The sequence below is a fragment of the Flavobacterium piscinae genome (assembly GCF_004122145.1).
Classification (GTDB): Bacteria; Bacteroidota; Bacteroidia; order Flavobacteriales; family Flavobacteriaceae; genus Flavobacterium; species Flavobacterium piscinae.
Window position 1 is genome coordinate 84848 of the sequence record NZ_SBKQ01000008.1, and the last position, 11938, is coordinate 96785.

Annotated in this window: 11 protein-coding genes and 1 tRNA gene; 5 read left to right on the forward strand and 7 right to left on the reverse strand. The window is 33.9% G+C overall.

The genetic code is table 11. From position 1 onward, the window contains the following. Positions 1-292: 292 nt before the first annotated feature. Positions 293-2953 (reverse strand): LamG-like jellyroll fold domain-containing protein, encoded by a 2661-nt coding sequence (locus tag EQG68_RS08920; protein ID WP_129464465.1) that lies wholly within the window; start codon positions 2951-2953, stop codon positions 293-295. Positions 2954-3332: 379 nt separating this feature from the next. Continuing rightward, positions 3333-3406: transfer RNA gene (locus EQG68_RS08925), tRNA-Met, on the reverse strand. A gap of 148 nt (positions 3407-3554) precedes the next feature. On the opposite strand from EQG68_RS08925, the gene EQG68_RS08930 reads away from it, so the two are divergent. Beyond that, entirely contained in the window at positions 3555-3947 is a 393-nt protein-coding gene (locus EQG68_RS08930; protein WP_129464466.1) for an START-like domain-containing protein, read from the forward strand. Between the two features lie 48 nt (positions 3948-3995). Continuing rightward, positions 3996-4832: an aminotransferase class IV gene (locus tag EQG68_RS08935; RefSeq protein ID WP_129464467.1), complete on the forward strand. Its 837-nt coding sequence runs from the start codon at positions 3996-3998 to the stop codon at positions 4830-4832. Here EQG68_RS08935 and EQG68_RS08940 read toward each other — a convergent pair. The 5 genes from EQG68_RS08940 to EQG68_RS08960 all read right to left on the reverse strand — a co-directional run bounded on the left by EQG68_RS08940 (position 4829) and on the right by EQG68_RS08960 (position 9349). Next, complete coding sequence (locus tag EQG68_RS08940) at positions 4829-5389, reverse strand: YqgE/AlgH family protein (protein WP_129464468.1); 561 nt, start codon at positions 5387-5389, stop codon at positions 4829-4831. The two genes, EQG68_RS08935 and EQG68_RS08940, sit on opposite strands and share 4 nt — an antisense overlap. A 121-nt stretch (positions 5390-5510) precedes the next feature. Continuing rightward, positions 5511-5783 (reverse strand): HU family DNA-binding protein, encoded by a 273-nt coding sequence (locus tag EQG68_RS08945; protein WP_129464469.1) that lies wholly within the window; start codon positions 5781-5783, stop codon positions 5511-5513. A gap of 179 nt (positions 5784-5962) precedes the next feature. After that, positions 5963-6910: a methionyl-tRNA formyltransferase gene (gene fmt / locus EQG68_RS08950; RefSeq protein ID WP_129464470.1), complete on the reverse strand. Its 948-nt coding sequence runs from the start codon at positions 6908-6910 to the stop codon at positions 5963-5965. Between the two features lies 1 nt (position 6911). Continuing rightward, complete coding sequence (locus EQG68_RS08955) at positions 6912-8804, reverse strand: RecQ family ATP-dependent DNA helicase (protein ID WP_129464471.1); 1893 nt, start codon at positions 8802-8804, stop codon at positions 6912-6914. 5 nt (positions 8805-8809) lie between these two features. Beyond that, a complete protein-coding gene (locus EQG68_RS08960) occupies positions 8810-9349 on the reverse strand; it encodes an AAA family ATPase (protein ID WP_129464472.1) in 540 nt (179 codons plus the stop codon). A gap of 222 nt (positions 9350-9571) precedes the next feature. On the opposite strand from EQG68_RS08960, the gene EQG68_RS08965 reads away from it, so the two are divergent. From EQG68_RS08965 to murA, 3 genes are read left to right on the forward strand one after another with little or no spacing between them, the layout of a single operon-like run. After that, a complete protein-coding gene (locus EQG68_RS08965; RefSeq protein WP_129464474.1) occupies positions 9572-9856 on the forward strand; it encodes a DUF493 family protein in 285 nt (94 codons plus the stop codon). A gap of 10 nt (positions 9857-9866) precedes the next feature. Beyond that, positions 9867-10574 carry a DUF4290 domain-containing protein gene (locus EQG68_RS08970; protein WP_129464476.1) on the forward strand — a complete coding sequence of 236 codons (708 nt, stop codon included), beginning with the start codon at positions 9867-9869 and terminating at the stop codon, positions 10572-10574. Positions 10575-10589: 15 nt separating this feature from the next. Beyond that, a complete protein-coding gene (gene murA, locus EQG68_RS08975; RefSeq protein ID WP_129464478.1) occupies positions 10590-11900 on the forward strand; it encodes a UDP-N-acetylglucosamine 1-carboxyvinyltransferase in 1311 nt (436 codons plus the stop codon). The last annotated feature ends 38 nt before the right edge of the window (positions 11901-11938 follow it).

Here is an 11938-nt window from a genome sequence, read left to right on the forward strand (position 1 = left end):
GTTTTTTTAGATAAAGCAATCCTTTTTTATTGTTTATCTATTATTGAAATTTGTTATCGTTCTTGAATCCTACTTTAATTATACCAATCCCTTTAAAAAATATAGATGTATCAAAAATTTTCCAGATGTTTTAATGATTAATTTTTCCTCGGTGTCAAAAATTGATCCATTATTTATTTTCATTTTATGATATGTTAACATTATTCAAATAATTTTTTATTAAAAAAAAATAAAAATGAAAAGCCCCTCACGTCGAGGGGCCTTTCGGTGTCAAAAATCAATTATCAAAACCCTATTTAATAATGATTTTTTTGCTAATTGTTCCGGCAGTTGTTTGCACACGAACAATATAGGTGCCAGTACTCACGTTGCTCACCGGTAGTGTAATGTTGTTTTGGGTTTCGTTTTCAACATTCCAAGTGGCAAGGGTCTGACCCAGGATCGTAAAGATGCTCACGGTTTCCACTGTGACATCGGTTAAGTTATTTTTTATTATGAGTAGATTTTGGGCATTGGTAAAGGCAACCGTAATTTCATTATTCAAATTATAATCACCTGTAGATAAAGTTCCGTTGTTGAACGTTAATTCAAAGCGGTTGTGAATTTCTCCTTGTGGCAATTCGATGTTAAAGTGTTCATTTTTAATCGAATGGTATAATCCGGTAGTTTTATCGTGGATAAAAATGTCGGTGTCCTCGGGAACATTTTCGGTTCCGTCTAAGGTAAATTGTACATTTCCGGCCGCAAACGTTTTGATACCTAACGGATAGACTTTATTAATATCAAAATACGAAGCACCTTGAATAATCAGTTTTACACCATTATGCAAAAAGTACATGTCATTTTGTTGGTTGTCGATGTGAATAGCATCATAGCCTAAATCGATTTCTTCCGTGGCTAATTCATTCATAAAACCAATCAACAATTGTCTGTGGTAATTGTTATACGAATTAAAACCAATTCTGATTTTCATGAATTCATCTTCGGTATACGCATCTTCTTGGTTGTTGTCTGTTCCGTATTGAACTTCCTCTTCACTTGTTACTGCGTTTTGATTGGCAGCACGGAAAAGTACATTCGAATCGGTATTATTTTCTTTGATGAACAAACGTTGGCTATTATTAAACATAAAGCTTCCGCCGGTAGCATTTCCACGGACAAAGAAACCTTGTCCCACCGGAATAAATCTTCCGGGCGTTCTGGTACTTGAACCTAAACCACTCACGCCGGTTGGAGAAACAGGAGCTGTTCCGCCTACTAAATTACGGGTAGCATAACCACCTTGGTAACCGGCTAGGTTGTGTGTGTTGTTGGTTGTAAAATGTTCCCAGAAATATAATGTTCCGTTAATAGCACTTAAGTTTTGTTTGATGAATTCATTCGCATCTAAGGCAGAAGGGTAGGGATTACCTGATAAATTCAAATTGTTAGCCGACACAAAACCGGTAATTTCGCCATTGTTAGGCTTTCCAACGAAGGTGAAGTTTTGAGTTGGACTTGCGGCTCCGCTTCCTTTTAACGTATAACCTTGACCGGCTAATAACGCTCCGTTTTGACCCACAGTTGCCCAGTTGGCATAAATTGGAGTTACGTTTTGGAATTTGTAAATCCAGTAGCTGCTCAATGTAATTGGGTTGCTCGTTGTCGGATTATTCGTTCCGTTTACCCAAGCGATGTTTACAGGGTTATTCGGATTAGTTCCGTCTTTCATTACTCCGGCAACGGTATAGCCGTGATTTATGGTTGAATTATTGATAGAGCTCACCGGAGAAGACCAATAGTTATAGTTGAACTTATTGCTTTGTCCTTGCTGATCGCGTTCGATTCTTCCGGAGCTGGTTGGATCTAATTCACTTTTTTCCGTTTGAATTAGCTGTGATTTACCTTCTAAATCAATCACACCATTAATTTTCAAATAACCACGGTTTTCCAATTTTGTGTGATTTAACATTGTAATTCTTTTCTCATGATCAACAATTAAACCATAGTTTACTAAGTTGGCTGACTGAGTAATAGTATGTTTAATTTGAATGATTGACCATGGATAAGTTTCAGCATCTTTTCCGAAGATATCTTTTTGTACATCATTTATTGCGGTTGTTAAATCCCCGTCTCGCTGAGTAATAAAAGGCATCGGTGCTTCTTGATTTTCAACAATGTTTATGTTATAAAGTTGAATTCCTTCAGCTGTATTAAAGTTAGATTGGGTTTGATTTTGAGCAACATTATTTTGAATTACATCCATTTTGTAATAACGGATTAAATCGGCAAAAACTAACCCACCCATGTTTTTTGAATCCACAGAACCTTTAATCATTCCATTATTATTTACAATTTCTTGGTAAACCATTTGTTGGATTTGACTACTCGTTAAGCATTTATTAAACACCCTAATCTCATCCATTTTACCTAAGAAATAATCGCTATCGTTTAATGGTTTTTTTCCTAGTGTAAAAGCAGAATCATTTGTTTGAGATAAAACATTGTTCACGGTTAGTTGATTTACATACTCACCATTTATATAGAGTTTTACTCTATTTCCTTCCAAGGTGGCTGCGATATGATACCAACGAGCTTTTTCGAGTATAACTGAACTTACTAATGAACTGTTATTATAAGTTACTTTTACTCTTTTAGAAGCATCACAGCTAATGTTAAATTTATATTCACCCATAATGAATCCGTCATTCTGAAACTGAGACGATAAACTTATCCATCCCATTAGGGTTATTTTTTCATAATTTTCTAAGAAACCCGATGTTGTTCCGTAGCTATTATTTCCATTAAAAAAAAGATAAGACTTTTGATTAACATTTACAGTCGATTGATTATCACTTTGTCTGTTTTCAGTCTTATCGACATTCTTTTTTAAACATGTTGAATAGCACTGCCAATTAGAAGAGTACAACAACAATACTATAAAGGCATGTTTTATTAAAGCAACCTTTTTCATCGTTTATGAGGTTAAATTGATTCTAGATTTTTGACGATTCAAAAGTAAAAACAAAAATCAAATAATCGATAAAATGTATTAAAATATCGATGAAATGCATAAATAATGAAATATGATATATAAATATCTTACAAAATATATTTGCAAAATTCAACTCTTTTGAAATTTAATTGACACAGTAGCTAAATGCATATGATAATTTATTTTCCTATTATGACGAGTTTAAAATAAGTTTGAGAGTTATTAAATCAATAAAACTAGATTAAAAGCTAAAATTTAAAGAGCTTAGTTTTTTTGAAAGAATAGAAATAAGTAATTGAAGACATAAAAAAAACGGATTATGAACCATAATCCGTTTAATTTCAATGTAATAATCTAGTAGCGAAGACGGGAGTTGAACCCGTGACCTTTGGGTTATGAATCCAACGCTCTAACCAACTGAGCTACCTCGCCAAATTCGGTCATTACCTCGTCGGTAATGCGGGTGCAAATATATAAATAATAGTAGACCTTGCAAACATTAAATAAGAAAATATTTTTATTTTAAAAAACGCTTTTTTTTTGAAGTAATAATCAATATATTGCCCCAAAAATAGTAAGAATGGATACAAAAGTACGCTACGAAATAGAGTTTCCCTTGAACTCATCACCACAATTACTTTATCAATATATTTCAACCCCATCGGGATTATCGGAGTGGTTTGCAGACAATGTCAATTCAAGAGGTGAATTTTTTACTTTTATTTGGGATGATACTTTAGAAAAGGCTCGTTTGGCTTCCAAAAAAACAAATGAAAGAATAAAATTCAAGTGGTTAGATGAGCAGGATAAAGACACAGATTATTTTTTTGAGCTTAAAATCATGGAAGATGAAATCACTAAAGATGTCTCTTTAGTAGTGGTTGATTTCGCTTATGAAGACGAATTAAGCGAGTCTAAATTGTTGTGGGAAAATCAAATCTCTGATTTAAAGCATGTTATTGGTTCTGTGTAATTAGATGGAATAAACGTATATTTGCCCTGTAAAATCAGGGCTTTTTTTATGGTTAATCTCAATGGAAATATAATAGAACAAGAGTCAGTATTAAGTCTAAACAGGGCTTTTCTTTATGGTGATGCTGTGTTTGAAACACTTAAAGTAGTGAATGGAAAAGTGCTCTTTATTGAAGATCATTATTTTCGTTTAATGGCATCTATGCGAATTGTTCGAATGCAAATTCCAATGAATTTTACGTTAGAAAATTTAGAACAGTATATTTTAGATTTAGCTGTTCAAAATTCTTGTTCAGATTCTTGCCGAGTTCGTTTCACGGTTTATCGAAACGATGGTGGATATTATTTACCTACAGATAGAAAGGTCTCTTTTCTAATTTCAACAACTAAATTAGATAGTAAAGCATACCAATTCAATGAGGAATCCTATGAAGTTGAGTTATTTAAAGATTTTTACCTAACCAAACAATTACTTTCTACAATTAAATCGACAAACAAATTAATCAATACGGTTGGAAGTATTTTTGCGGACGAAAATGGGTATCAAAATTGTTTGCTACTTAATGAGGAAAAAAATGTTGTGGAAGCGTTGAATGGTAATTTATTTATGATTTCAGGAAATCGTTTAATTACACCGCCGCTTTCAGAGGGATGTTTAAACGGAATTATGCGTAAGCAGGTTTTGGCACTTGCAAATAAAACGGAAGGTTTGGAAGTGTTTGAAGAACCTATTTCACCATTTGATTTACAAAAATCGGACGAACTTTTTATTACCAATGTAATTCAAGGTATTCAACCAATCACAAAATACCGCAAAAAAGATTTTACAATAAAATGGGCAAAAATTTTACTGGAAAAGGTTAATCAGCAGATAGAAATCAGTTAATTTAACATAGGATTTTCAGGTGCATTTGACCATATTAAGTATTCTCCGCCCAGTTCAATGATTTTTTCTTTCCAAAAATTGGAAGATGATTTTTGAAGAATCTTATGTTTATAGCTGTTCTCAATTAAAATCCATGAATTAGAATTCATTTCTGTTTCCAATTGATTCGCATCCCAGCCGGTATATCCTAAAAAGAAACGAATAGAATCTTTATTAATTTCACCACTATTAATTAAGTCACGGGTTTTTTCAAAATCGCCTCCCCAATATATCCCGTTAGAAATTTCAACACTATCCGGAATTAAATCCGGTATGCTATGAATAAAATAAAGGTTATCCTGTTCAACCGGGCCTCCATTATAGATAGTAAAGGATGATTCAATTTCGGGAACTAAATCCATTAAGGTGTAGTCAAGTGGTTTGTTTAAAATAAATCCAACCGATCCTTCGTTAGTATGATCAGCTAATAAAATAACAGAACGATTGAATGACAAATCACCCAAAATGGAAGGCTCTGCAATGAGTAAATGACCCTTTTGAAGTTTTTCTGAAATCATATCCTTGCAATTTTTAGTTAAATTTAACTAAATTATTTTAAAACTACCAAACATTCTCACAAAAAGTATAAAAAAAAGTCTTCCGAATTGGAAGACTTTTCTTTATATCAAATCAATTAGACTAGTTTACTGTACCTTCTAATTCAGCTCCAGCTTTGAATTTAACAACATTCTTAGCAGCAATTTTGATAGTTTTTCCTGTTTGTGGATTTCTACCGTCTCTTGCAGCTCTTTTAGAAACTGACCATGATCCGAAACCTACTAAAGAAACTCTTCCACCTTTTTTCAAAGTTTTACCTACGTTTCCTAAAAATGATTCTAAAGCTAATTTAGCAGCTGCTTTAGTGATACCTGCGTCAGCAGCAATAGCATCGATTAATTCTGATTTGTTCATAATAATAGTTATTAATTGTTGGTTAAACATAAAGTTAATTAAAACAAATTTAGTAGGATTTCCTTATTGCACAAGTGTTTTCGTGAGTTTTCGTCATTTTTGTTGATAACTTGAGCAGTATTGTTGATAAAGCCGTGTTATTCGTCGGGTATTTACTCTTTTTTGAGTGTTTTCAGTACTTAAAGAGCCATTGCTGTAGTAGAAAATTTCATTCCGTTGAGCAATTCCTGAGTCACCATTTTCTTTTTTCCGGGGAATTGTATGCTTTGGATATGAATAAAACCATCAGATACTGCTATTTTCATTTCTTTTTTGTTAGATATAATCGATCCCACAGTCAAATAATGATCTTCTTTTTCAAAAGTTGCTTCATAAATTTTTACATTCCATTCTTGACCTTCATCTTGAATACGACACCATGCTACCGGATAAGGACTCAAACCCCTAATAAGATTAAAAATTTCCTCACCGGATTTTGTCCAATCAATTTTGCAATTGTCTCGGTTGAGTTTATAGGCAGTTTTAATTTCAGGAGAATCAGTTTGTAAAGTAGTTTGCACCGTTCCGTTTTCTATAGTTTCCAATGTTTCAATTACAATCTGACTTCCTAAAACCATCAGTCTGTCATGCAATTGGCCAACATTTTCTGTGGGTTCAATTGGCGTTTCGGCTGAAAGGATAATGGCTCCGGTATCAATTTTATCATCAATAAAGAAAGTTGTTACTCCGGTTTTTGTTTCACCATTAATGATAGCCCAATTAATAGGAGCTGCTCCTCTGTAGTTAGGCAGGAGGGAAGCATGTAAGTTGAAAGTACCAAATTTTGGCATTTTCCAAACCACTTCCGGCAACATTCTAAAAGCGACAACCACTTGACAATTGGCATTAAGACTTTTTAATTCGCTTAAAAATGTCTCCTCTTTTAAATTAGTTGGTTGGAGAATGTGTAAACCTTTTTCTAATGCATACTCTTTTACAGCCGAAGTATTTATTTTTTGACCTCTTCCTGCGGGTTTGTCAGGAGCGGTAATTACTCCCAATACCGTATAATTGTTTTTTACTATGGTATCTAAAATTCCCACTGCAAAATCAGGTGTTCCCATAAAAACAATGCGTAATTTTTCCATGCTAAGCTTTTGTGTATTTATTATTGGGGAGAATGATAATTTTTTCTTCGTCCAACAGTTCTTGTAAGGCAAAGATAAGTTCCTGTTCTTTACAATCCGTTATTTTTACTAATTCGCGAGAGGAAATTGGTTTTTCTGCAATCAAGTTTAAAATCAGTTCATTTAGCTGAATCGTGTTGATGCTTTTTTCTTTTTTCGAAATACAGTAAGAACAGATGCCACAATTGGATGTGTTTTTTTCGCCAAAATAATTGAGTATAAATCGACTTTTGCAAATTTCATGATTGGTGACGTACTGAATAACTTCTTCTATTTGCTCCTTATTTAAATCGTTTTGCTTTTCTAAATATTTTGAAACGCGGTTGATCGTGTGTTCGTCTTCTCTAACTTCATTAAATGTAATGATTGCATCGTTATTTTTAGAAATATAATCAACAATTCCTTTTTCTTTTAATCGGTTTAAAACAGATTCAACTTGCTCTTCGGAACTGTTACTTTTTCTTGCAATAAGTGAAAGATTTACGGCGGTTTGGTATTCATAGATGCCCGGATAGGTTCGCAAAAAAGCTAAAATAATTTCCTCCTCCGAAGGATTCAAGCTAATGTAGCGAATGACTTCCTTGCTTTCAATACAAAATTGTAAATTAATTTTTTCTGAATATTCCTGTGTAAAGCTAATGACACCCTGACGATCTAAAAATTGTAGTGTTGCATATGTTTTTATAACGGGAAACGAATAATGTGAACAGAAATGATTCAGATTGAATGAAAATTGCTCATTTATTCCTTCGCCATAGGCAATTTGAAAATAATTACACAATTTGATGTAAACTGTTTTTAGAAAATCTTTATCCGGTAAACCTAAAATAAATTGTGACTTGGCGGCAACAACATCAGCCGGACCAATTAACAAAACTGCGTATGACTTTTCTCCGTTTCTTCCGGCTCGACCAGCTTCCTGATAATAATTTTCAATGTTTTCGGGAAGTTGAATATGGATGATTGTTTTGACATTGGCTTTGTCAATTCCCATTCCAAAAGCATTGGTTGCCACCATTACTTGCACTTTTTCGGTCATCCAAAGCCCCATGTTTTTTGTCTTTTCTTTCAAAGACAATCCACCATGATAATAAGTAGTTTTAAACCCTAATTGTTGCAATTGATTGCTAACATCAAAACATGCTTTTCGATTCCGTACATAGATAATTGACGATTCCGAATTTTTCTTTAACATTTGCTCCATTTTGTGCAACTTATCTTCGGTTTCAATCACCATATAAGCTATATTTTCTCTGGCAAATGATTTTTGAAAAACAGTTGGGTTATCCAATTTCAATTGCTCAATAATATCTTTTTTTACCCGTTCTGTTGCTGAGGCCGTTAATGCCAAAAAAGGAACTGCAGGAAAAAAACGTTTTAATTGACTTATTTTTAAGTAAGATGGACGAAAATCATGTCCCCATTGTGAAACGCAATGAGCTTCATCAATGGCAATTAAATTCAAAGGGAGGTTTTTTATTTTCTCTAAAACCCAATCTTGTTCCAAGCGTTCGGGGGACAGGTATAAAAATTTATAGTTTCCGTAAAGGCAATTATCTAACAACGTAATGGTTTCGTCGGAAGAAATTCCACCGGTGAGAGCCAATGCTTTAATGTCTCTTTTTGAAAGGTTTTCAACTTGGTCTTTCATCAAAGCAATTAAAGGAGAAACAACGAGGCAAATTCCCTCTTTCATTAAACCGGGCACTTGAAAACAAATTGATTTTCCGCCGCCGGTAGGCATCAACCCAAACGAATCTTTCCCGGATAATACGGCAGTAATAATTTCTTTTTGAGGCGTTCGAAATTCATTGTAACCCCAATATTTTTTTAAAATTTCTTCGGCTTGTACCATTTTACTTATCCGGATATGGCCTCTAAGATAAAAATAATTCTTTTATCTACATGATCCAAAGGAACTTCAATTAGGTGATAACCATATTTTTCATAAGTTTCTTTGAGATGATTATAGATAAGTTTGGCTTGTTCAAAATTTTCATAACGTTCTTCATCTGATTGATAGATTTCTTTCCAAGGTGGTAAAAGAAATACTTTAGTGTATTGGTTATTTTTACACTCTTCGTCAAAGAAAGATGGATAACTGTCACCAATATAATGCATATAAGCCAAAATATCAGGTATGCCGCGATCTAAAAAAATTAAATTTTCTGAATGTTCTTTTGCTTGATGATGTTGTTTTTTTCTTCCTTCTAACAGCAATTCACTAAATAACAAGGGTTTTTCCAGAAACAATTGTTCAATTCCCTGTTTTCGGGCATCATTAATAATTTCTCTGGAAATTTCAGGAAAACAAGTATATCCTTTTTCAAGTAATCCGTTAATAATTGTTGTCTTTCCGGTTCCTGGACCACCGGTAATAACAATGAGTTCTTTATTCACATGTATTCAATAAGGGGGTAAATTTAGAAAAATACTCAACTTGTAAACAAACTTTTGACTTTATTTTAAGTAGTTTTATAAGATTTTGTTAAGAAAATTTAGTTTCTAATTAACAATCTATGGTGTATCACTGTTTAAGTAAAGCTGTAAATCATCAAAATTCAATTTCAATATTCTAAAATCTAAAATCAATACTGTATATTTGCCTATATTAAATTTGTTATGGATAAGAATACCGAAGATTTTTATGAACGATTGAAAGAAGAATTGCGAACTACTTCAAATTGGCCTTCCATTTACCTTTATAAATTTATTGTTCCAACTGATACTTCAAAAATAATTGCCGTGGAAGAAGCGTTTAACAACATGGGGGCTGTGATTAACACCGTTCAATCTAAAACAGGAAAGTTTACCAGTGTTTCAGTGAATGTAAATATGGAAAGTCCCGAACACGTGGTAGAAAAATACCAGGAAGTTTCTACTATTGAAGGTATAATTTCGCTTTAAAAATACGAAAATGACGCACAATGAAAAAGCACACAATGTGGTGCATGTTTTAGAATATAATGCCGAACGTCCACATTTGATGATTCCTGAGTACGGACGTCATCTGCAGAAATTAATCGATCAGGCAACAATTATTGAAGATAGAGATGAGCGAAACAAAGCTGCTCGTTACATCATTAAAGTAATGGGAAGTTTGAATCCACATTTGCGAGATGTGTTGGATTTTCAACATAAACTTTGGGATCAATTATTCATTATGTCTGATTTTAAATTGGATGTAGACAGTCCTTATCCAATACCAACCCGAGATGTTATTAATCTCAAACCGGAACGATTGGATTATCCACAGAAAAATCCAAAATATCGTTTTTATGGAAATAACATCAAATACATGATTGATGTGGCTAACAGTTGGGAAGAAAGTGAGTTAAAATCAGCTCTCATCAAAGTAATTGCCAACCACATGAAAAAATCGTATTTAAGTTGGAATAAAGATACTGTGGACGACAAGGCCATTTTTGATCATCTATATGAACTTTCCGGCGGAAGAATTGATTTGCACCAAAGCACAGAAGAATTGCTCAACACATCTGATTTGATGCGAACTAATAAAAAAGTTTCCAACAAAAATATGCCGGCTATTCAAAAGAATCCGATGATTAAAAAAAACAATAAAAACGCAAAATCAAAACCGTATAAAAATAACAATCAGAAATAATCGCTGTCAACGAATATGGGAACATTCAAAATAGAAGGCGGGCATCGTCTTAAAGGAGAAATTCATCCGCAAGGAGCAAAAAATGAAGCATTACAAATTTTATGTACGGTATTGCTGACACCGGAGAAAGTTACTATTAATAACATTCCGGATATTTTGGATGTCAATAAATTAATTACCCTTTTAGGGAACTTAGGTGTAAAAATGCAAAAAAACGGACCGGGTTCCATTACCTTTCAAGCCGATGAGGTAAATGTAGGCTATTTGGAAACCGAAGCTTTCAAAAAAGAAGGTGGTTCATTACGTGGTTCGATTATGATTGTTGGTCCACTTTTGGCTCGTTTTGGTAGAGGATATATTCCTAAACCGGGCGGTGATAAAATTGGAAGAAGAAGATTGGATACTCATTTTGAAGGATTTATTAACCTTGGGGCAAAGTTCCGTTACAACAGAGAAGATCACTTTTATGGTGTTGAAATTGAAGGAAGATTAAAAGGAGCTTATATGCTTTTGGATGAGGCCTCTGTTACCGGAACAGCGAATATCGTGATGGCTTCTGTTTTGGCAGAAGGAACCACAACCATTTATAATGCAGCTTGCGAACCGTATTTACAACAATTGTGCGGGATGCTTAATTCGATGGGAGCAAAGATTACGGGAGTAGGTTCAAATTTATTAACGATTGAGGGTGTCGAAAGTCTAGGGGGTTGTTCGCACCGCATTCTCCCGGATATGATTGAAATCGGAAGTTGGATAGGATTAGCAGCCATGACACGTAGCGAAATTACCATCAAAAATGTAAGCTGGGAGAATTTAGGCGTTATTCCATCGGTTTTTAGAAAATTAGGAATTACCATTGAGCGACGTGGAGATGATATTTACATTCCGGAACACAAAGATGGTTATGAAATTAAAAAAGACATTGACGGTTCCATTCTAACAGTTGCCGATGCACCTTGGCCGGGATTTACGCCTGACTTGTTGAGCATTGTTCTTGTGGTGGCAACACAAGCCAAAGGAGAGGTGTTAATTCATCAAAAAATGTTTGAAAGTCGTTTGTTCTTCGTGGATAAACTAATCGATATGGGAGCGAAAATCATTCTTTGTGATCCGCATCGTGCTATTGTTATCGGACATAATTTTCAGTCACAATTGAAAGCAACTACTATGTCATCACCTGATATCCGAGCCGGAATTTCGTTATTGATTGCAGCTTTGTCAGCCAAAGGAACGAGCACCATTCAAAACATAGAACAAATCGATCGAGGATATGAACGAATTGATGAACGTTTACGAGCCATTGGAGCAAATATTGTTCGCGTATAACTTACCAATTATAAGTTTCAAAAAAAGAGCGAAGAATT

Coding starts and splice junctions, on each gene's coding strand:
- fmt (WP_129464470.1), bottom strand. CDS start 6,910: ATGGAAAAATTACGCATTGTTTTTATGGGAACACCTGATTTTGCAGTG.
- EQG68_RS08920 (WP_129464465.1), bottom strand. CDS start 2,953: ATGAAAAAGGTTGCTTTAATAAAACATGCCTTTATAGTATTGTTGTTG.
- EQG68_RS08945 (WP_129464469.1), bottom strand. CDS start 5,783: ATGAACAAATCAGAATTAATCGATGCTATTGCTGCTGACGCAGGTATC.
- EQG68_RS08955 (WP_129464471.1), bottom strand. CDS start 8,804: ATGGTACAAGCCGAAGAAATTTTAAAAAAATATTGGGGTTACAATGAA.
- murA (WP_129464478.1), top strand. CDS start 10,590: ATGGGAACATTCAAAATAGAAGGCGGGCATCGTCTTAAAGGAGAAATT.
- EQG68_RS08935 (WP_129464467.1), top strand. CDS start 3,996: ATGGTTAATCTCAATGGAAATATAATAGAACAAGAGTCAGTATTAAGT.
- EQG68_RS08970 (WP_129464476.1), top strand. CDS start 9,867: ATGACGCACAATGAAAAAGCACACAATGTGGTGCATGTTTTAGAATAT.
- EQG68_RS08930 (WP_129464466.1), top strand. CDS start 3,555: ATGGATACAAAAGTACGCTACGAAATAGAGTTTCCCTTGAACTCATCA.
- EQG68_RS08940 (WP_129464468.1), bottom strand. CDS start 5,389: ATGATTTCAGAAAAACTTCAAAAGGGTCATTTACTCATTGCAGAGCCT.
- EQG68_RS08965 (WP_129464474.1), top strand. CDS start 9,572: ATGGATAAGAATACCGAAGATTTTTATGAACGATTGAAAGAAGAATTG.